Source organism: Dehalococcoides sp. THU4 (assembly GCF_043231265.1).
Lineage (GTDB): Bacteria > Chloroflexota > Dehalococcoidia > Dehalococcoidales > Dehalococcoidaceae > Dehalococcoides > Dehalococcoides mccartyi.
Genome location: NZ_CP171266.1, coordinates 432,254 through 452,205, shown reverse-complemented (window position 1 = coordinate 452,205; position 19,952 = coordinate 432,254). Strand labels below are relative to the sequence as shown.

Below are 19,952 nucleotides of genomic sequence, written 5' to 3'. Positions count from 1 at the left end.
AAAAGTTCCTCTCTGGGACAAGTCCGTTAAAATATGGTTTGCTTTTATTCCAGCTTAAACAGCAAATCATCTGCGGCCGCTATGACAGGTATGCCGGTTTCGGTTTCAACTTTGGCTGCCATCCTGGCCGGGTCTGCCCGGAAAAGCTGCAGCCCGAAATGGGTAAGTATGGCTGTTTTGGGTTTAGCCCCGCTGATAAGTTTGGCAGCATCCGCTATGCTCAAATGGTAAATGAGTTCTATAGATTCCCTAAGAACAACATTTATTATCAGTACGTCACAGCCGGCATAAATCTGGGGCATATCTTCAAAATAGCGGGTATCACTTACGTAGCCTATGCGCTTTCCGCAAGATTCAAATATAAACCCGTAGGTTTCCACCGGGTGCTGATGACGCCGGGTAGTGAAAACCTTTATCCCGTCCAGATTGTATTCGTGTTCTTCCTCAAGCACGGTCAGGTCATTCAGAAACGGCCTTAGATACGAGTATATAACCGGTTCGTTATCCAGGGCATCTTTAGGGGCCAGAAAATGGCCGTTTTTGTTAAAGCCGCCCTGGGTCATGGCCTCTATCATTACGTTTACATCACCGGAGTGGTCCAGATGGCGGTGGGACAAAAGAATAGCACTCAGGTTTTCCGGGTTTAAGCCCAGACGGCATACCTGCACAATACTGCCCGGGCCGGGGTCAATCAGGAACCGTTTGCCGTCAAGATTCAGCCAGATTCCGCCCGAAGCCAGTATCTGGCGGCTGACCATAAATCTGGCCCCGCCTGTACCCAGAAAAGTGATGCTGTTGGTTTCTTCGGTGTAGCTCATATCAGACACTTAGTATAGACATTATTTAGCCAAATGCCAATTCAGAAAATATTTTGGCTATCTTGGGGTGTTAGTTACAAAAGCCTGTGTAGAAAGTACGGGTCTATATGTTAGAATATGGCATCCCCGATTTTCCCCCGCATAAGGAGAGGGCATTGGAAGAATTAGGCTCCAGCTTCGGGCTGGACTTAATCATTGTGCTTGTATCGGCCGTTCTGGCCGGTTTACTGGCACGCCGCTTCAGACTGCCGCTCCTTTTGGGTTATCTGGGGGCGGGAATAGCCATAGGGCCAAACGGTTTTGGTCTGGTTCAGTCTCCGGGTGTTATTGAGTCCATGGCTACAGTCGGCGTGATTCTGCTCCTTTTTACCCTTGGCCTGGACTTTTCGCTGGATGAGCTTAAACGGGTGGGAAAGGTGGCGGTGCTGGGCGGCCTTATCCAGATAGTGGTTACCGCCGGGTTCGGGTTTTTGCTGGGCAGAGGCCTTGGCTGGGATGTAAACGCCTCTATCTTCTTCGGGTTTATGGTCTCCCTTTCCTCTACCCTGATAGTCCTTAAAATACTTATGGACAAGGGTGAAGCCGAAGCCCCTCACGGACGGGTGATGCTGGGCATCCTGCTGGTGCAGGATATCTGCCTTATTCCCCTGATGATTATTTTGCCGGCTTTGGGGGGTGAAGGCGGGGACATCGGCCTGACCATAGGTATTGCCTTTGCTAAAGCGGCGGCCTTTATTCTGGCCATGTTTGGTTTGGGATTTTGGGTTTTTCCCCGTCTGCTGGGGAGAGTGGCTTCCCATTCGCACGAGCTTTTTCTGCTGTCTGTTATCACCCTGTCCCTGGGGGCGGCTCTGGGGGCAACTGCGCTGGGGCTTTCACCGGCGGTAGGGGCTTTTATAGCCGGGCTTCTTATCGGGCAGTCTATGTATGCCAAGCAGGCACTGGCAGATATAATCCCCCTTAGGGATATTTTCGGGGCTTTGTTCTTTGTTTCTCTGGGTATGCTGGCAAACCTTAACTTTGCAGTGGAAAATATAGGTCTGGTTCTGCTGGTAGTGGTATTTTTGCTGGTTATTAAAAGTCTGGTGGCCGGGGCAGTCCCCTGGCTGTTCGGCTATACCTTCCAGACCTCTTTTACTACCGGTATCGGCCTGATGCAGATAGGTGAATTCAGCTTTGTACTGGCCGGGGTGGGTCTGGCATCATCAGTTATTTCAGACAGTATTTATGCTATTACCATCAGCAGTGCCGTTATTACCATGATAATCACCCCTTTTGCCTTAAGTTTCAGCGGTGCGGCTTACCGAAAGGTCAGCCAGTGGCCGCTGGCCAGCAAGCTGGTCAGTTTGCGCACCTCCGGCCAGGCAGAGTTTATGGATTTGGATATTTCCAACCATGCGGTTATCTGTTCGCAGGGGGGTGTTGCCAAGACTCTGACCCGGGTGATGAACCGCCGTAATTTCCCCTTTCTGGTTATAGATTTAGACCCCCAGACCATAGCCGAACTTCGCCGCCAGAAAGCCCCCGCTATCTACGGTGATGCCGCTAATCCCGAAATACTCAGGTTTGCCCGCCTGGATAAAGCCCGCCTGCTTATATGCGCCATGCCCGGTTTTGCGGATACCGAACAGGTGGTTAAAAATGCCCGCAAGATAAACGACCGGCTGGATATAGTAGCCAGAGTTTCCAGTGACATCCAGGCTGAAAAGCTGAAAAAAATGGGTGTCAGCGAGGTAGTCCAGCCTGAGTTTGAGGTAGGTCTGGAACTTTCACGCCACGCCATGCACCGCTTCGGCATGACCACCATTGAAATCCAGTACATTTTAAACAGCCTGCGGAATATGGGTAAACCGGAGTAGCTTCGGCTGCGGCCGGATGTGCTATACTTTTAGCATCTTTTAATGGGAAAAGCAGATGAAAAAATATAAAGCAGGTATTATAAACGTAACCGGTTATGCCGGGCTGGAGCTTGCCCGTATTTTGGCAAGCCACCCCTCGGTGGAGCTTTGTTCGGTAACCGGGCGGAGTCTGGCCGGGAAAAAGCTTTCGGATGCATTTGCTTACCTGCACAGCCTTGATTTACCTATTACTGAAAGTCTGGAAGGGGAAGTGGATATTGCCTTTATGGCCTTGCCCCACAAGGAAGGGGCGGCCCTGGTACCTGATTTGCTCTCAAAGGGTATGCGGGTTATAGATATCAGCGCTGATTTCCGCCTGAAAGACCCTTCACTGTATCAGGCATGGTACGGGTTTGAGCATCCCTGTCCGGAGCTTCTTGCCGAAGCGGTGTATGGTCTGCCTGAACTTAAGCGCAAGGATATTGCCAGTGCCCGTCTGGTGGCAAACCCGGGCTGTTACCCCACCTCTGCCATACTCGGGCTGGCCCCGGCTTTTAAAATGGACCTGATAGAGCCAAATGCCATTGTAGATGCCAAGTCCGGGCTTTCCGGTTCAGGGCGGACACCTGCTGCTAAAAATATATTTTGTGAAGCCAGCGAAGATGTTTGCGCTTATTCCATTGGCACTCACCGCCACCAGCCGGAAATAGTGCAGGAGCTTTCTCTGGTTGGCGGGGGAGTAATTCCGCGGGTTACTTTCTGCCCCCATCTGGTACCCATGAGCCGGGGTATACTTTCCAGTGCCTATGCCCGCTTGAAACAGCCGGTTACAGACGAAGAAGTCAAAGAGCTCTACCTCCGTTTTTACAAAGATGAGCCTTTTGTAAAGATAACCGCCGAGCCGCCCCACACCCGTTATACCCGCGGTACCAATATGTGCTTTATTTACCCGGTGGTAGATGCCCTGAATGAACGGCTGATAGTCATAAGCTGTATAGATAATCTGGTAAAAGGTGCGGCAGGGCAGGCTGTACAGAATATGAATATTATGCTGGGACTATCTGAAGATACCGGACTCAAAGCTATAGCCGCCCTGCCCTAGCTTCAGTTTGCCAGCTACCCTTAGTTTTGCTATACTGATTACCCTGTGTGCCCCCATCGTCTAGAGGCCCAGGACAGCGGCCTTTCACGCCGTCAACAGGGGTTCGAATCCCCTTGGGGGTACCAATTTTTTCTCCGGCTGTTCTTATTTTCACTCCGGCAGTTAAATATTGTCTGTTTTCCGGCTATGTTTCTTAAGCGGACTGGTATAATATATATCTACAGTCCTTTGGCGGGAGGTTACAGATATGCTGGAATACTTTCGTACCCATGTTATAGCTTATACTATTGTTCTTCTGGTGTGTTTCTTCATTATGCTGGCGGGTATAATTTACTGGCCGCTCTTTATTGTGGGCGGGCTGCTTTTTATGGGGCTGTTTCTGCTGGGTTTCAAACTTATCCGCGAACCTGAAGAATACGAAGAAGAAATAATTATTAAACCTGTCAAAAAAGACTAGCTGTATTCTTAACGAAACGGAGGCTTCCGGGAATGGGTGTAAAACAGCTGGGTGAAACCTACAAGTGCGACATATGCGGCAATATTGTACGTGTTATTAAAGTAGGCGGCGGAACGCTGGTCTGCTGCGGGCAGGATATGAAACGGATAGAAGACTCGTATAAAGCCCCGGTAAACCTGCCTGATTCCAGCGGTGAGTAGTCCTGATTTGGCACTTCCTCTGTTTAAGTTTTAAAAGAGGGCGTCAGATTATCATTAGACTGCTGTTTGGCATTCCCAAACGGCAGTTTTGATGCAGTATCCTTCAAAGCAAACTTACTTGCTTCCCCGTGGTGTTATCAGCCTTAAACCTGAAAAACGGTTATTCGGGTTGCAGCAGGCTGAACTGGGTTTTTTCATCAAAGCGACGGATGGCCTTTGCCCCCAGTATTTCATACATAACCGCCTCACCCACAATCCAGGTGTTTACCCCCGGCCTCAGGCAGCCGGTGGTTGTTTTACCCATTCGCCCAAGAGCTGCGTGGATATGCAACTTGGGGTTACCACTTTCATCAGGCGTTATTATACCTACCCCGGCCACTTCATGGGCTCCGTCAAGGGGTATCAGCACCGGTTCAGGCGGGTACTCACGGCTTTGGCGCGGCCCTACCACCACCTGCCCTCCCTCAATTCCCCCGATAAGCACCACCTGGGCATGGCTTATATGCTGGGTGCGGGCAAAATCTTCCAGGCAGGAAGGTACTTTATCGCCGTCTTCCAGCCGTATTATAAATACTCTGCCTATACTTCCCTGACTGGCTTTCATCTTTCTCTCCTTAGGCTATATATGTGAACGCAAAGACCGGCATAGGTTTTGCCTCTATACCGGTCTGAGTTTAGCAGTTACAGGTCTTTGCGTTAGCTCCAGGAATAACCGCTTATCACCCAGCCCCCAGGACTGAATGACATATTTAGGTCTTTTATAAATGAACTGTAGTGGGATATTTTCAGCATATAGGTACCGCTTACCTGGGCGGTAAAGGCGAATATATGTTCCGGGGTCAGCCAGTAGTCGCCGAACCAGTTTTCAATATGTTCTCCGTCCGGACCGAATACTTCTACCCGCCAGAGGTGGCTTGAATCCGACAGGTTAAAGGCACCGGTCAGGCTGGAATTGATGACTATGTACTGGTCTTTCAGAAGCTCCTTGCTCCAGCTTATCCAGGTAGATTCGCCGATACGGTTAGGCAGCACTAAAGAAGCGGTCTGGATAACCGGTGCAAAGTTGGCGGTTAAGGTGTAATTTTTATCCATCGTAATATTTATAGTAGTCAGATTAGTAGTCAGGTCTCCTGTCCAGCCTATAAACTGGTAGCCGGGGGCGGCCTGGGCTGTCAGGGTGATGCTGGCCCCGTAGTCAAAATAGTCCCCTTCGGGGGTGACAATACCGGCGGCATTCGGGGAGATATTAACCGCAAGCAGCAGCAGGGGTACGAAATTAGCCACAATAGTCTTGTTGGCATCCATTATAAAGCTGATGGAGGGGTCAGTACCGCTTATGTCTCCGCTCCAGTGGTCAAAACGGTAACCCTGCATAGGATTAGCGCTTAGCTCTATGACAGACCCGGCATCAAAGCTGCCGCTGACTGTGCTTAGACTGCCCCCTGCCTGGGGGGAGGTGCTTATGTTAAGCTGAAACTGCCTTACAAAATTGGCTACTATATTTTTAGATGAGTTCAGGCTGAGGCTTACGGCTGGGTTAGTACCGCTTAAGTCTCCGCTCCAGTGGTCAAAACGGTAACCGGCAGCCGCCACCGCATTCAGGTTAATACTTGAGCCGCGGCTGTAAGAAGATTTATCCGGGCTTAGGTTTACTGTTCCCCCACCGGACGGGGAAATGGAGACATCAACCGCTATACCCCAGGGCGGGAAATGCCCGGCTGTCAGCCCCCAGCTGCCGAAGATTACACCCAGTACAATCAGTACCGCCAGGCTTATGTTAAACCAGGCAGGCATTTTGGAGTGCCTGCCTTTTAATTTGGTCTTAGCTTGTTTACGGCGGTAAAAGTAGTAGCCCGGTATTTTCTCTGATTGGGAAACCTCCGCCGGAGTTTCAGGTTCCAGCGGAGGTTCTTCATATTCATCTGCGGGTTCAGAGTTTTCTTTGGAAAACTCGTTATTTTTGTCTAGAGGTTCAAAGTCTTCATCATGGGGTTCTCTGGAATTATCGGGTTCAGGGTTCAGCTCTTTCTCAGGCATCTCCTTCAACCTTCCTTCACATTTTCTCCCCTATTATAACTCTTTTCTCTCCAGCCTGATACGGGCAAAATACAGACAAAGACCAATAATGGCTATGCTTACCGCCAATGCCCCCCAGGCCGGGTCGCTGCTTGCTGAGAGCAGCCGGGTAGACCAGCTGGAAAGGTTGCCGGGCAGATATTGGCCTATCCAGGGCAGCTGGGTTGCCAGACCCTGGGCTATCAGAATTACCAGAGCAGTGCCTCCGGCCGCCAGAGAGCTTTTAAAGAAGCTGGAGAAAAACAGGGTAACTGCCAGACACAAAAGCAAAAACAGGCTCATCAGCAGGGTGCTGCCCAGAAAAGGCATAAATGAAAAGTCGCCTATCAGCATAACGGTGTACCAGTAACACAGCCCGGCGCCCAGCAGCATGGAAACCAGCACCAGCAGTCCCAGAGCCAGATACTTGGACATTACAAATGCCCCCCGGCTGACCGGTTTGGACAGAGTCAGCATGGCCGTGCCCTTATCCCGTTCCCCGGAAATTGCACCCATGGCAATCAGAATGCAGATAAGCACCCCTACCTGCAGCATGGTCTGACCGAATTCCTGCATGGACATAAGGGGGGTGGGGTCAGGCATTACCACCGGTATGTCGCCCCCCTGCCCGCTCATCTCAATAATCTGGGGCAGGTAGGCCAGAATGAGCGGGGTGGATATGCCGAAGAAGGCAAAGGCAATGGCTACTATAAGTGTTTTATAGGTTTTCCACTGCTCCTTCAGTTCTTTTTTAAATAAAGGTATCAGTCCGCTCATGCCTTCGCACCATTCCCTACAAGCTGGATAAATACATCTTCAATACTGGGGGTGGTAAGTTCATAATGGGTTAGGGTCAGCCCGCTTTGGGCAATTATGCCGGGTATTTCAGTTTTGGCTTTGGCAAGGTCACTGGCTTGAACATACACCACCTTCAGGTCACCTTCAGTTCGGACCTCGGCTGTTTTGACATAAGGCATTTTCAGCAGCTGGGTCAGAATGGGGGTGGGTTCTTCCTCAAACTGTATCTCAAAGGCCGAAGTGGAGTATTTGTGTTTAAGCTCCTCCACGCTGGCCGATGTTATCAGTTTGCCTTCGCTTATAATAGCTACCCGGTCACATACCCTTTCCACGTCTGAAAGTATATGGGTGGACATGAAAACAGTGGTATCCCCGCTTAGGCGCTCAATAAGGTTCAGCACATCTCTCCGCCCCATAGGGTCAAGGGCAGAAGTGGGTTCGTCCATAAAGAGCACTTCGGGTTTGTTTACCAGGGCCTGGGCAATACCCAGCCGCTGTTTCATGCCCCGCGAGTACCCGCCCACCCGGCGTTTACCGGCCTCTTTCAGGTCTACCAGCTCCAGCAGTTCGTCTGCCCGCAGATTATTATCTTTGGGAGATAACTTGTGGAGTTCGCCAGAAAAAAGCATAAATTCACGTCCTGTCATCCAGCCGTAAAAGGCAGGTACGTCCGGCAGAAAGCCAATCTTGGAGCGGAGTGACAGGTTTCGGGGTGTTACCTCCTCACCGGATACGTAAGCCTTGCCTGAAGTGGGCTGGGAAAGGCCGGTCAGCATCCGTACGGCAGTAGTCTTGCCTGCCCCGTTCGGGCCTAAAAACCCGAAAACCCGGTTTTTTTCAACCGCCAGGTCCAGCCCGTCCAGAGCGGTGAAATCACCGAATTTTTTGGTCAGCTTTTGGCAGAGTATGGCATCCAAGGTTTAGTCTTCCTCCCGGCCCAGAGTCAGGTAGATTATCGGGCCTATAATGTTTACAAATACGATTATTACCGCCCAGACCCACTTGTTGTCCCAGCGGACTTTGGGGCGTTTGACTAAATCCACCACCGCTATTATGAGCAGTATCAGCTGGAGGACAATCAGAGGGGCAATAAGTGCCCAGTTAATATCCATTTTATTTTCCCGCCTTTTATTCCACTACTACGGCTGTGCCGTAGGCCATTACTTCGGAAGCATTTTGCATAACCGCCGAGGTTGAAAAGCGGATGCAAATAATAGCGTTAGCCCCCTTTTCCTTGGCTTCGGCTTCCATGCGCCGTATGGCCTCATTCCGGGCTTCGTCCAGCATCTGGGTATATTCCTCAATTTCGCCACCCACAATGCTCCTTAATCCGGCCAGAATATCCTTGCCTATGTGTTTAGCCCGGATAGTATTTCCTTTTACCAGCCCCAGGTTTTTTATAATCTTGTGTCCGGCTACATCTTCGGTATTGGTAAGTATCATTTGGTTTTAGTCTCCTTCTTTGTTTCGTTTGCCAGTTCGGCGTTAGCTCTTTGTATCTGGGCTCTTGCCTGGTCCAGCTGGCTCTGCATGGCAGACAGCTGGTCAGCCCTCATGACCGCAAAAGCATTCTGCTGGGGGTTTCCCATGAAAATCACCTGGTCTCCGGGGTGGATATTGAATATTTTGCGGAATTTTACCGGTATGACTATCTGCCCCTTAGCTCCCACCGAACCCGAACCGTAAAAAATTTCCATCTGTTGTGGGTTCATTCCACTGCCTCCCGTTTAAATATCTGGGGATAATAATACATATCCTACTAGTATGAATAGTATAACAAGTATTACTAAAAGGCAAGACCCTGCAGGCGGGTTTTGCAAATAAAGTTTCTGAAAGGCTGGCAAAGACAAAAACGGGCTTATTTAAACGGACTGGAAGCAGGGCTTAAGGCGGCGGTAGGTATCTGCCGGGGCTTCGTTCTGAACTTTGGTCTGGCCTATAACCGGCATGAAGTTGGTATCCCCGTTCCAGCGGGGTACAATATGGGTGTGGATGTGTTTGTCTATACCGGCACCGCCCACCCGTCCCAGATTCATACCTATATTAAAGCCTTCAGGTTTGTATTCATTTTTAAGTACGGCAACCGCCCGGCAGACCAGACGGTAATGCTCGTTGCGTTCTTCTTCGGGAAGCTCCTCCAAAGCGGAAGTATGGCGGAAGGGTACAACCATGAGGTGCCCGGCATTGTAAGGAAAAGCATTTAAGATAACAAAGTTGTATTGGCCGCGGAAAAGTATCAGGTTTTTCTGGTCTTCGCTTGCGGCCGGAAAAGTGCAGAATATACAGCCGCTATCTTCGTTTTTGACTGCCTTTTCTATGTATTTTGCCCGCCAGGGTGCCCATAAATTATCCATGCCAGCTCCTTGTCTGTTTATGATTTTAAACGTAAAAAGCCCCCAAGTCAAAGGGTTTTTGGATGTTAAAACAGAGAAAGAAACCGCAAGGGTTTGTGAGCTAAAGCAGGCTATGATAAAATATTATATTTAGCGCATCTATTACAGGGGGTATAATCACGTGGGAAAAATTTTCATAGTTGATGTAACCAACAGAGACGGTGTCCAAACAGCGCGTCTCGGCCTTTCTAAGCTGGAAAAGACCCTGATAAATATGTATCTGGACGAAATGGGTGTTTTTCAGTCTGAGTTCGGCTTTCCCACCACTAAACATGAGCGCGGTTATATTGAAGCTAACCTTGAGCTGGCCAAAATGGGCGTTATCAAGAATCTGCGTCTGGAAGGCTGGATACGGGCTCTTGTGGCTGATGTAGACCTGGCTTTCCGCCGGGCACCCGGCCTGAGACACCTCAATTTGTCCATATCCACTTCGGAACAGATGATAAACGGCAAGTTTCAGGGGCGCAAGGTCTTTACCGATATAATTGATGATATGACTGTGGCTGTCAATGCTGCTTATGCCAAAGGGGCTGAGACAGTGGGGGTAAATGCCGAAGATGCCTCCCGCACCTCAATTGTAAACTTGCTTGAGTTCGGCAAGGCTGCCAAAGAAGCAGGTGCTACCCGCCTGCGTTATTGTGACACTCTGGGTTATGACAACCCTTTTACCATATATGAAACTGCCCGTACTCTGTCAGAAAAAGTGGGAATGCCTATAGAGATTCACTGCCACGGTGATTTAGGTATGGCTATCGGCAACTCTCTGGCCGGTGCTAAGGGCGTGGTTGACGGCGGTCAGGACGTGTATGTGAATACCACCATAAACGGCATTGGCGAACGGGCGGGCAATGCCGACCTGGTAGCTTTCCTGCTGGCTGTTCTTAAATCCAAGGGTTTTGGTGAAAAATATCAGCTGGGCCATGAGATAGACCTTTCCAAGGCCTGGAAGATAGCTCGCTTTGCCTCATATGCGTTTGATGTGGAAATACCCATTAACCAGCCGGGTGTGGGACGCAACTGTTTTGCCCATGCCTCCGGCATACACGCAGACGGCGTTATCAAAGACTCCCAGAACTACGAGCTTTACGGCTATGAGGAACTGGGGCGGGGTGAAGCCCTGATGGTTGAAACCGGGCGTGAAATCTGTGCCGGCCAGTACAGCGGCATTTCAGGCTTCCGCCACGTTATGGGCAATATGTCGGTGGAACTGCCTGAAGATAAAGATGAAGCCAACAAAATACTGGAACTGGTACGTTATGCCAATGTAGAGGCCCATAAACCTCTGGTGGAAGACGAGCTTATCTTTATTGCCAAATATCCGGAGATAAGCCGCCGCCTGCTTACTCTGACACCGCTTATGAATGACTAAAAAGCCGGACTTTAAAAAGGGGATTTAAATCCCCTTTTTTATTTGGAGGGTAAGATGAATATACAAATGAAATCCATCGGCACTGTGGTAAATGATATTGCCGCCAAACCTGACCATAATTTTAAATGGGCAGATGTGGTTTCTGAAATACATATAAATCCGGAACTGGCTGAGGGACTTGAGCGTATAGAAGAGTTTTCTCACCTGAATATTATCTGGTCTTTCCATCAGTCCCAGTCCGAAGGCCTGGCGCTCCTGGTCTATCCCAGAGGTCAAAAAGAGTTCGGTAAAATAGGGGTTTTTGCCAGCCGCTCTCCCTTCCGCCCTAATCCTATAGCTAAGACGCTGGTCAGGCTGCTTGAGCATAAAGGCAATGTGCTTAAAGTCAAAGGGCTGGATGCCATAAACGGTACGCCGGTACTGGATATCAAGCCTTTTATAATAGATTATGACTCTGATAAAGAGGCGATAACAGCACCTTGGCTCAGCAAAATTTAAGTCAAAAACTCAGTTACATATACCAGTGTCTTTTAGATAAATACGGCCCTCAGCACTGGTGGCCGGCTGAAAGCCGCTTTGAGATGATGACAGGTGCGGTGCTTACCCAGAGTGCCGCCTGGACAAATGTAGAAAAAGCCATTTCAAGATTAAAAGAGGCTGGTCTGCTCTCACCGGAAGCTATAATGAAGGCTGATGATGATGCTCTGGCCGAAGCTATCCGTCCCTCAGGCTACTTCAATGTCAAAACCCGTAAACTAAAGGCTTTAGCCGCCTGGCTTGTGGCTGGTTATAACGGACAGGCTGATAAACTGCTGCCGGCGGAGACTGACGCACTCCGCCAGGAACTTCTGGGGGTATGGGGCATAGGTGAGGAAACGGCAGATTCCATACTTTTATACGCCTGCGGAAAACCCGTTTTTGTTATAGATGCTTATACCCGCAGAATTTTCAGCCGTTTGGGTCTGGCGGAGAGGGATGCGGGTTATGACCGTCTTCAAAGGCTTTTTACGGCAAATCTGGCGGCTGATGCCGCGGTTTTTAACGAATACCATGCCCTCATAGTCAGGCATGCCAAAGAGCATTGCAGGGTCAAGCCTGTGTGTCAGGGGTGTGTGCTGAAAACTATCTGCGGCTTTAACTGATAGTCCGGGCAGTTGCCTGCGGAAATATTCTTTGATTAGGCAAAAACAGGATTATAAAATATCCGGGCTTTCCTCAGCGGGGGCAGAATTCCGGTTTATCCAGACGGAGCGGCTTCTTATATCCCGGTCAAGAAACATGCGGTTAAATATCAGCTCGGCTTTGGAAACGGTATGGGCATATTCATTGTCAGGTGCCATCAGACGGCGGGTAACCATGATTAGGAAAATTCCTATAAAGCCCCAGCTAATAGTCTGGTATTCCCGGATGCCAAAAAACCCGTGAAAATAGCCTGACATAAACGGCAGTGCTGCCACCCCCAGAAACACCCCCGGAGCCATTTTTTTGAAGAGACCGAAGGCGATGGCTATTCCCAAAGCTATCAAAGCCGGAACGGGTGCCATTACCAGAGCCACTCCCAGTGAGGTGGCAATACCCCTCCCCCCGTTAAAGCGGAGAAAGACCGGCCAGTTATGCCCGGCAATAGTAAACAAACCGACTACTATTTGCTGCCAGAGCGCCAGTCCCAAAGCGCCGGACAGGAGTATCATCACAGCCCCTTTTGAAACATCAAAAATAAAAACAGCCAGCCCCAGCCTCTTGCCGGCGGTTTTAACAACATTGGAAGCCCCCACATTGCCGCTGCCGTAACGGCGTATATCTATACCCCTGCGCCAGCGGGAAAGCAGGTAGGCCATGGGGATAGCCCCTACCAGATAACCGGCTATGGCCATGATTATAAATACCAGGCTCATTCCATATCCTCCGCCAGCCCTTTGGCCTTTATTTGGCGGGCTTTGGCAATCAGCTTTTTTGCATCCTGCAAGGGTACTTCCGCCCCGCCGATGGGTGTTTCGGTAAGTTCGTCCAGACCGTGGTAATCGCTGCCGCCGGTAGTGAGCAGGTGGTGTTTGCCAGCCAGCTTTACCAGCCCGTCTATTTGCTGGGGGTTAAACCCCCCGTAGTGGCATTCAAGGCCCATCAGCCCGGCCTGAACCAGCCGTTCCACCATAGGCTCATGGTCCATTATGGTCAGGGGGTGAGCCATGACCGGTATGCCCCTGCAGGAAAGTACCAGCCGGACCGCTTCTTCGGGGTTCATTTTTATCCGCTCCACATAGGCAGGCCCTCCCCGCCCTATGTACTTGTCAAAAGCCTCGCCCATGTTCTGGATATAGCCTTTTTCAAGCATGGCGGTGGCAATATGCGGCCGTCCCACTGTACCTTCACCGGCAATTTCCGAAACCCTCTGCCAGCTTATTTCCATACCCAGCCCGTTAAGCTTTATGACCATATCACGGGCGCGTTCCACTCTGGAGCGGCGCATTTCAGTCAGGGTATCATTCAAAACCGGGTCTTGGTAATCTACAAAATACCCCAGAATATGGACATCCCCGCCGCTGTAGTCGGTGCTTATCTCTACGCCGGGTATGACCCTAAGTTTGGGGTATTTCCGGGTGGCTTCTATGGCAATGCCAACCCCGCCCAGGTTGTCATGGTCACATATGGCAATATACTCCATGTGGGCTTTGGCGGCTTTGGCAACAATATTCTCTGGTGAGTGGACACCGTCTGAAACGGTGGTGTGGATATGCAAATCTACTTTGGAAGACATTTTTAGCTTATCTCCCTGTAAATGCGTTCTATACCTGTGGCCAGTCCGGTTTTGGTATTTACGGTGACTACCACGGCATTCAGCATGACCCTGCCCTGGGCTACACTCAGGCGGCCGGGTATGCCGGTCAGGAAACGCTGGATAACCGCATCCGGTTCATCCCCTATTATGGAATCAATAGGCCCTACCATGCCTATATCACTGACATAGGCGGTGTTTTTGGGCAGCAAACGGGTATCACAGGTGGCTACGTGGGTATGGGTGCCAAGTACAGCACTTACCCTCCCGTCCAGATAGAAACCCAGCGCCATTTTTTCAGAGGTGGCTTCGGCATGGAAATCCACAATAATGGCAGCCGGTTTGAAATTCAGTTTGCACAGCAGGGCATCAATACTGCGGAAGGGGCAGTCTATATCGTACATAAAGGTACGCCCCATCAGGTTTACCACTAAAACCTTGTCTTTAAGGACATAACCCTGTCCGGGTACGCCCGGAGGGTAGTTTAAGGGGCGGATAACCGGCAGGCTCTCCTCGTCCATTACCGTGGCTATGTCACGGTGTTTCCAGACGTGGTTGCCGGTGGTGATTACGTCTGCCCCGGCCGAAATCAGGTCCTGGGCAGTGGCCGGGGTTATGCCAATCCCCCCGGCCGTATTTTCTCCGTTTACAATGGTAAAATCTATCTTGTATTCCTGTTTCAGCCCCGGCAAGATATCCCGCAGGGCATCCCGCCCCGGCTTGCCGATGACATCACCGATTACCAGTATCTTCATTACTACCTGCCCTACTTGGCAAAGTCTACAGACCGGGTTTCCCGGATAACAGTAACCTTAATCTGTCCGGGGTACTCCAGCCCGTCTTCAATCTTCTTGACTATATCTCTGGCCAGCCGCATAGCACCTAGGTCATCAATCTCCTCAGGTTTGACCATGATGCGCACTTCACGCCCTGCCTGTATGGCAAAGGATTTTTCAACCCCTTTGAAACTGTCGGCAATCTCTTCAAGAGCCTTGAGGCGTTTGATGTAGTTTTCCAGTGATTCGCGGCGGGCACCGGGTCTGGCCGAAGAAATGGCATCTGCGGCAGATACGATAAAACCCCAGATGGAAACGGTGGGGGTGTCAAAGTGGTGTTCAGCCACACCCTTGATAACTTCGGGTGATTTTTCCCACTGCTTGACCATGTCTGCGCCTATCTGGGTATGGGTGCCTTCCACGTCACGGTCAACCGCTTTGCCTATGTCATGCAGGAAGCCGGCCCGTCTGGCAAGGGTAACATTTACCCCCAGCTCGCTGCCTATCATGCCGGACATCTGGGCTACCTCTATACTGTGCTGAAGCACGTTCTGGCCGTAACTGGTGCGGTATTTCAGCCGCCCCATTACCTTTATGATTTCAGGCCGCAGTCCGTGAACGCCTGCCTGATAGGCGGCCTGTTCGCCGGAAGCTATCATGGCGGCTTCCACTTCCTCTTTGGCTTTGGCTACCACTTCTTCTATGCGGGCCGGGTGGATACGCCCGTCAATAATAAGTTTGGAAAGTGCCTGTCTGGCAATTTCCCGCCGTACCGGGTCAAAACTGGAGATAGTAACTGCCTCTGGGGTGTCATCTATAATAAGGTCTACTCCGGTTGCCTGTTCCAGCGCCCGTATATTGCGGCCTTCGCGGCCAATCAGCCTGCCCTTCATTTCATCGCTGGGCAGGGGTACGACATTGGTAGTGGTTTCGGTAACTACGTCAGAGGCACAGCGCTGGATAGCCTGGGAAACAATCTCCCGGGCTTTTTCATCCGCTTCAGCCTTGATTTTTATCTCCCACTCACGCAATCGGCGGGAGGTTTCCTGCTGCATTTCGCCTTCCAGCATCTCAAGCAAACTTGACTTGGCCTGTTCAGTGGTCATGCTAGCCACTTCTTCCAGACGCTTCAGTTCGGCTGTCCGTATTTCTTCAATCTGGGACTGTGTCTCATCAATACTTTTTTCCCGGTTGGTTAAGGACTGTTCCCGCTGTTCCAGGTTTTCAAGCTTGCGGTCCAGGGCTTCGGTCTTCTGCATAACCCTGTTTTCCTGCTTGGCCAGTTCAGAACGGCGTTCTTTAAGTTCAGCTTCGGCGGAATTGCGGGCCTTGTCAGCTTCGCGCTTGGCTTCCACCAGCACATCTTTAGCTTCCACTTTGGAGTCCGCCAGCATTTTGGTTGCTTTGCGCTGGGCGATGCGGAGCTGGCGGTTCATAATAAAGCCCCTGAATACAAACAGGGCCATACCGCCGAAGACAATACCTATAATAAAACTGAAAAAGATGGCCAGAATGGCAGATAAAGGCAGGCCGGTAGTTGTTGTCGGCGCTGTCTCCATAAAGAATTCCAACATATATATATAAACCCCTTTCTTTTAGAAGCTCTCTTCAACGGGGGTATCAGAGAGCCGTAACTATGTAAGACTTACAATTCGTCTGTGTTACCGTTTTCGCATTCATCCCACAGGCGGGAAACGGTACGGTTAATTACCTCGTAGCCGAATCCGCGGCGCAGCAAATACTGGCTGAGGCGCTGGCGGAACAGGTGGTAATTATCTTTGGGCAGGTTTTTTGCCTTGGTCAGGGCTGCCCGGTAAGCACTGTCCACGTCATCAACAGTGTTTACCACGTTTTCAATTATCTCATTAGATATACCCTTTTTTTTGAGTTCCTGTGAAGTCAGGCTGCGGCTGCGGGGACGGAATGACTGGCGGTTTTCATGCCAGAACTGGGCAAAAGCCTGGTCATCTACCAGCCCCTGCTCCTTCAGCTTGGCCAGTATAGAGTCAATATCCCGGCTGCAAAATCCCCGCTTAACCAGTTTCTGGGCCAGCTCAGACTGGCTGCGGGGGCGATAGGACAGATACCCCAAAGCGGCTTCGTAACAGCTTTGGCAGTCATCAATGAGCTTTAAGGTTTCAATCTGGCTGGGGCTCAATTCCTGGCCTATTTTCAGGCCTTCCCTCTCACATACGCTATAAGACAGGTTGAAGAAATCCTTGTTGTCCAGAGATATCTTGCACCTCTGGTTAGCACCTCGGGTTTTTCTTATTGCCGTTATACTTGGCATTTAATCCCCCAAAAAAAAGACAAAGCCGAGACACAGTCTGCCTCAGCCCCAATATAAAAAGATGTCTTTTTACTTAAAGCCAGGGATTAATCGCCATCACCAATACTGCAAAGGGTGACCGCTGAGGCACGTATTTTTTCTTCAATTTCCTGCGCCAGATCTGGATTTGCCGCCAGATAGTTTTTGGCGCTCTCTCTGCCTTGCCCCAGGCGAATGTCCCCATAGGAAAAGAAAGCCCCTGCTTTCCTTATAACTTCACTGGTTACGCCTAAATCAATAAGGTTGCCCTCACGGCTGATACCTGAGTCAAACATGATATCAAATTCGGCTGTCCTGAAAGGGGGAGCAACCTTATTCTTTACCACTTTGGCCCGTACCCGTGTACCAATTGCTACGGTACCTTGCTTGATGGTTTCTATGCGCCTTAGATCTATACGCACCGAACTGTAGAACTTAAGCGCCCGGCCGCCGGGGGTGACTTCGGGATTGCCGAACATAACACCCACTTTTTCTCTCAACTGGTTAATAAAGATTACGGCCGTTCTGGTTTGCCCGATGGAAGCAGTCAGTTTACGCAGTGCCTGGGACATAAGCCTGGCCTGCAGACCTACATGTGAGTCACCCATGTCGCCTTCTATTTCGGCTTTGGGTACCAGCGCCGCTACGCTGTCAATCACTATGACACCAATGGCGGTGCTTCTCACCAGCTCTTCGGCAATACCAAGCGCTTCTTCACCGGTATCCGGCTGAGATATTAAAAGCTCATCCAGATTAACCCCGCAGGTTGAAGCGTATTTGGGATCAAGGGCATGCTCCACGTCTATGTAGGCGGCTTTTTCACCCATTTTTTGGGCCTGGGCAATAATATGTTGGGCCAGAGTCGTCTTGCCGGAGCCTTCCGGACCGAATATTTCAGATATCCGGCCTCTGGGAATCCCACCAACGCCCAAAGCAATATCAAGTGCCAGTGAACTTGTAGGAATGAACTCAACTGTCTGCCTGAAGGTAGGGTCACTTAGTTTCATTATTGAACCCTTGCCAAAACGCTTTTCTATTATGCCGACAGTGAGTTCCAGTGCCTTATCTTTTTCCGTGGTCATTTCGCCTCGTTTTCTAGTCAAAATGATAGCATATAGTAACTTATTCTACAATAAGCCCTTGACTTTTCAGCCCTTTGGCGTGCGTGAAAACGGTCTTGTCCAGACCTTTAGTCAAGGGTGGGGTTAGTCAGGCTGGTAGAGCACAGAGCTGTCCGGTGATTCCCAGACCTCCACCCCCCACAGCTCCACCCCCATCCGGCTGATAACCGGTTTCAGCTTGTCATATATGTCTTTGGATATGTTTTCGGCGGAGGGGTTTTGGTTGTCAAAGGGTGTCAAGTCATTCAGGCAGGTATGGTCGTAGCTTTGTAAAACCTCACCCAGGCGGGTTTTCAGCACTTTGAAATCAGCCCCCATGCCGCATTCGTCCAGTTCATTTGCCCTTACCTTCAGGGCTACTTCATAGCGGTGTCCGTGCAGGTTTTCGCACTTGCCTTTATATCCCCGCAGGAAATGGGCGGCTTCAAAATGTTTTTTTACACTCAGGTAGTACATTACTCGTCCTCCTCGTCATCTTCCGCTGTATCTTCGCCGCTTTGCGGCAGGCGGGAAAACGGTCGGATAGACTGGCCGGGTGGCAGTTCTTCAAGCAGCTCTGACAAACTTAAGCGGCTGCCCGGATAGATAAAATCAGCTGCCAGTTCCACAAGGGGCAGCATTACAAAAGCCCTTTCAGTCAGGCCGGGGTGAGGTATAGTCAGGGCGGGTGTATTCAAGCGCTTCTGTCCGTACAGCAGGATATCAATATCTATTATGCGGGGCTGGTTATGGCTGCTTGGGCTTCGTCCCATATCCTGCTCTACCTTTTGGGTAAACGCAAGCAGGTCTTGGGGTGAAAGCCCGGTGCGGGCTTCCAGCACCATATTTAAAAAGTCGGGTTGGGAAGGGCAGTTAAGCGGCTTGGTTTCATAAATTGTAGAAAGGCCGCTAATACTGATTTTCTCTGAAAGGCGGCTCTGGGCATCTTTCAGGTTCTGCTCACGCTCACCCGTGTTTGACCCCAGCCCCAGGTAGATTATTTCCATATTTTACCCCTTACAACAGCATCACTCATCCGGCAGACCCGTTTCATATAGGCTACATCATGCACCCTTACAATATCCGCCCCGCCCCCTATCCCCAGGGCAACCGTGGCGGCTGTTCCTTCCAGCCTTTCGCCCGGCGGGGTGTCCAGCACCTGCCCGATAAGGGATTTGCGGGAAGTGCCCAGCAGTATAGGCAGATTTAGGGCTTTCAGTTCTGACAAACGGCGGACAATTTCCAGATTTTGCTCCAGGGTTTTGCCGAACCCCACTCCGGGGTCAATAATAATATTTCGGGCGGGTACACCCAAGCCAAGCAGCCTCAGGGCAGTTTCCCTTAGTTCGCTGGTGACTGCCGCCATTATATCTTCCGCCGGGTTTTCCCGCTGGTTGGAGGTTATCACCCAGCCGGCAGGCCTTTTGGCTGCCAGCTCAAAAAGGGAAGGGTCTTTTTTTAATCCCCAGACATCATTTATTATGCAGGCGCCGGCTTTCAGGGCTTCTTCCGCCACTTCTCGCCGGTAGGTATCTACGCTTACGGGTATATCCAGATTTCGGGAAATAAGCCTGACCGCCGGTATGACCCTGTCCAGTTCTTCCCGGGTGTTTACCGGCTGGCTGCCCGGGCGGGTGCTTTCACCGCCTATATCCAGTATATCTGCCCCTTCCAGAGCGAAACGGCGGGCCTGTTCCAGAGCGGCTTCGGGGTCAGCCCCCAGTCCGTCACCTGAAAAGGAGTCAGCGGTGACATTGACTATACCCATTATGTAGGTACGTTCTCCCCAGCCGAATTGTTTTGAGCCAAAGAGGCTTTCTTCAGGTTTTTTTGCGGGTAAATCCATTAACTTTCCCCTCTGTGATGATTATCTCAGCAAATGATAAAAGGAGCAAGCAAATACTGCCGCCCAGCCGTCATTTTCAAGCTTAAAAGGGCTTAATCAAAGTATTTTGAGCCTTAACT

The 19,952-nt window shown here is 50.6% G+C and carries 25 protein-coding genes and 1 tRNA gene; 8 read left to right on the top strand and 18 right to left on the bottom strand.

Annotation, left to right across the window (positions count from 1 at the left end; all coding sequences use genetic code 11):
* Positions 1-44: 44 nt before the first annotated feature.
* On the bottom strand, positions 45-818 hold the full coding sequence (locus ACE6F3_RS02455; protein WP_324664927.1) for an MBL fold metallo-hydrolase: 774 nt from the start codon (positions 816-818) through the stop codon (positions 45-47).
* Positions 819-973: 155 nt separating this feature from the next.
* Here ACE6F3_RS02455 and ACE6F3_RS02450 point away from each other — a divergent pair, with 155 nt between their 5' ends.
* The 5 genes from ACE6F3_RS02450 to ACE6F3_RS02430 all read left to right on the top strand — a co-directional run bounded on the left by ACE6F3_RS02450 (position 974) and on the right by ACE6F3_RS02430 (position 4,415).
* Positions 974-2,677, top strand: coding sequence for a cation:proton antiporter (locus tag ACE6F3_RS02450; RefSeq protein ID WP_324664925.1), 1,704 nt, complete (start codon positions 974-976; stop codon positions 2,675-2,677).
* Positions 2,678-2,732: 55 nt separating this feature from the next.
* On the top strand, positions 2,733-3,758 hold the full coding sequence (argC, locus tag ACE6F3_RS02445) for an N-acetyl-gamma-glutamyl-phosphate reductase (protein ID WP_324664923.1): 1,026 nt from the start codon (positions 2,733-2,735) through the stop codon (positions 3,756-3,758).
* A gap of 49 nt (positions 3,759-3,807) precedes the next feature.
* Positions 3,808-3,883, top strand: a tRNA-Glu gene (locus ACE6F3_RS02440).
* Positions 3,884-4,005: 122 nt separating this feature from the next.
* Entirely contained in the window at positions 4,006-4,215 is a 210-nt protein-coding gene (locus ACE6F3_RS02435; RefSeq protein ID WP_010937295.1) for a hypothetical protein, read from the top strand.
* A 32-nt stretch (positions 4,216-4,247) separates the two neighbouring features.
* The gene (locus tag ACE6F3_RS02430) at positions 4,248-4,415 is read left to right on the top strand and encodes a desulfoferrodoxin FeS4 iron-binding domain-containing protein (RefSeq protein ID WP_010937294.1); all 168 of its coding nucleotides are present in this window, start codon (positions 4,248-4,250) and stop codon (positions 4,413-4,415) included.
* A gap of 160 nt (positions 4,416-4,575) precedes the next feature.
* On the opposite strand, the gene ACE6F3_RS02425 is transcribed toward ACE6F3_RS02430, so the two are convergent.
* The 8 genes from ACE6F3_RS02425 to ACE6F3_RS02390 all read right to left on the bottom strand — a co-directional run bounded on the left by ACE6F3_RS02425 (position 4,576) and on the right by ACE6F3_RS02390 (position 9,622).
* Entirely contained in the window at positions 4,576-5,019 is a 444-nt protein-coding gene (locus ACE6F3_RS02425; RefSeq protein ID WP_010937293.1) for a PPC domain-containing DNA-binding protein, read from the bottom strand.
* Positions 5,020-5,111: 92 nt separating this feature from the next.
* The gene (locus ACE6F3_RS02420; protein WP_324664920.1) at positions 5,112-6,452 is read right to left on the bottom strand and encodes an InlB B-repeat-containing protein; all 1,341 of its coding nucleotides are present in this window, start codon (positions 6,450-6,452) and stop codon (positions 5,112-5,114) included.
* Positions 6,453-6,485: 33 nt separating this feature from the next.
* A complete protein-coding gene (locus ACE6F3_RS02415) occupies positions 6,486-7,247 on the bottom strand; it encodes an ABC transporter permease (protein WP_041343386.1) in 762 nt (253 codons plus the stop codon).
* Positions 7,244-8,185 (bottom strand): ABC transporter ATP-binding protein, encoded by a 942-nt coding sequence (locus tag ACE6F3_RS02410; RefSeq protein ID WP_324664918.1) that lies wholly within the window; start codon positions 8,183-8,185, stop codon positions 7,244-7,246. Before ACE6F3_RS02410 ends, ACE6F3_RS02415 begins: the two co-directional genes overlap by 4 nt.
* Positions 8,186-8,188: 3 nt before the next feature.
* Positions 8,189-8,380, bottom strand: a complete 192-nt coding sequence (locus tag ACE6F3_RS02405; protein ID WP_010937289.1) for a PLD nuclease N-terminal domain-containing protein — start codon at positions 8,378-8,380, stop codon at positions 8,189-8,191.
* A gap of 16 nt (positions 8,381-8,396) precedes the next feature.
* Entirely contained in the window at positions 8,397-8,711 is a 315-nt protein-coding gene (locus ACE6F3_RS02400) for a YbjQ family protein (protein WP_278812690.1), read from the bottom strand.
* The gene (locus tag ACE6F3_RS02395) at positions 8,708-8,980 is read right to left on the bottom strand and encodes an AbrB/MazE/SpoVT family DNA-binding domain-containing protein (RefSeq protein ID WP_010937287.1); all 273 of its coding nucleotides are present in this window, start codon (positions 8,978-8,980) and stop codon (positions 8,708-8,710) included. The genes ACE6F3_RS02400 and ACE6F3_RS02395 overlap by 4 nt, the downstream gene beginning before the upstream one ends.
* A gap of 150 nt (positions 8,981-9,130) precedes the next feature.
* Positions 9,131-9,622, bottom strand: coding sequence for an HIT domain-containing protein (locus ACE6F3_RS02390; RefSeq protein WP_010937286.1), 492 nt, complete (start codon positions 9,620-9,622; stop codon positions 9,131-9,133).
* A gap of 160 nt (positions 9,623-9,782) precedes the next feature.
* Here ACE6F3_RS02390 and ACE6F3_RS02385 point away from each other — a divergent pair, with 160 nt between their 5' ends.
* From ACE6F3_RS02385 to ACE6F3_RS02375, 3 genes are read left to right on the top strand one after another with little or no spacing between them, the layout of a single operon-like run.
* Positions 9,783-11,030, top strand: coding sequence for a homocitrate synthase (locus tag ACE6F3_RS02385; RefSeq protein ID WP_010937285.1), 1,248 nt, complete (start codon positions 9,783-9,785; stop codon positions 11,028-11,030).
* A 54-nt stretch (positions 11,031-11,084) separates the two neighbouring features.
* Entirely contained in the window at positions 11,085-11,528 is a 444-nt protein-coding gene (tsaA, locus tag ACE6F3_RS02380; RefSeq protein ID WP_010937284.1) for a tRNA (N6-threonylcarbamoyladenosine(37)-N6)-methyltransferase TrmO, read from the top strand.
* A complete protein-coding gene (locus tag ACE6F3_RS02375) occupies positions 11,510-12,172 on the top strand; it encodes an endonuclease III domain-containing protein (RefSeq protein ID WP_324664913.1) in 663 nt (220 codons plus the stop codon). Before tsaA ends, ACE6F3_RS02375 begins: the two co-directional genes overlap by 19 nt.
* Positions 12,173-12,223: 51 nt before the next feature.
* On the opposite strand, the gene ACE6F3_RS02370 is transcribed toward ACE6F3_RS02375, so the two are convergent.
* The 9 genes from ACE6F3_RS02370 to folP form a co-directional block, all read right to left on the bottom strand.
* Positions 12,224-12,925 (bottom strand): glycerol-3-phosphate acyltransferase, encoded by a 702-nt coding sequence (locus ACE6F3_RS02370; protein ID WP_305757358.1) that lies wholly within the window; start codon positions 12,923-12,925, stop codon positions 12,224-12,226.
* Entirely contained in the window at positions 12,922-13,785 is an 864-nt protein-coding gene (locus ACE6F3_RS02365; RefSeq protein WP_324664910.1) for a PHP domain-containing protein, read from the bottom strand. The genes ACE6F3_RS02370 and ACE6F3_RS02365 overlap by 4 nt, the downstream gene beginning before the upstream one ends.
* Before the next feature lie 2 nt (positions 13,786-13,787).
* A complete protein-coding gene (locus tag ACE6F3_RS02360) occupies positions 13,788-14,558 on the bottom strand; it encodes a TIGR00282 family metallophosphoesterase (RefSeq protein WP_010937280.1) in 771 nt (256 codons plus the stop codon).
* An 11-nt stretch (positions 14,559-14,569) separates the two neighbouring features.
* Entirely contained in the window at positions 14,570-16,153 is a 1,584-nt protein-coding gene (gene rny / locus ACE6F3_RS02355; protein ID WP_010937279.1) for a ribonuclease Y, read from the bottom strand.
* Positions 16,154-16,224: 71 nt separating this feature from the next.
* Complete coding sequence (locus tag ACE6F3_RS02350; RefSeq protein ID WP_324664907.1) at positions 16,225-16,869, bottom strand: RecX family transcriptional regulator; 645 nt, start codon at positions 16,867-16,869, stop codon at positions 16,225-16,227.
* A gap of 86 nt (positions 16,870-16,955) precedes the next feature.
* Complete coding sequence (recA, locus tag ACE6F3_RS02345; protein WP_010937277.1) at positions 16,956-17,969, bottom strand: recombinase RecA; 1,014 nt, start codon at positions 17,967-17,969, stop codon at positions 16,956-16,958.
* A 123-nt stretch (positions 17,970-18,092) separates the two neighbouring features.
* The gene (gene queD, locus ACE6F3_RS02340) at positions 18,093-18,464 is read right to left on the bottom strand and encodes a 6-carboxytetrahydropterin synthase QueD (RefSeq protein ID WP_077975625.1); all 372 of its coding nucleotides are present in this window, start codon (positions 18,462-18,464) and stop codon (positions 18,093-18,095) included.
* The gene (folK, locus tag ACE6F3_RS02335) at positions 18,464-18,994 is read right to left on the bottom strand and encodes a 2-amino-4-hydroxy-6-hydroxymethyldihydropteridine diphosphokinase (RefSeq protein WP_324664904.1); all 531 of its coding nucleotides are present in this window, start codon (positions 18,992-18,994) and stop codon (positions 18,464-18,466) included. Before folK ends, queD begins: the two co-directional genes overlap by 1 nt.
* Positions 18,985-19,833 (bottom strand): dihydropteroate synthase, encoded by an 849-nt coding sequence (folP, locus tag ACE6F3_RS02330; RefSeq protein WP_324664903.1) that lies wholly within the window; start codon positions 19,831-19,833, stop codon positions 18,985-18,987. The genes folK and folP overlap by 10 nt, the downstream gene beginning before the upstream one ends.
* Positions 19,834-19,952: the final 119 nt, after the last annotated feature.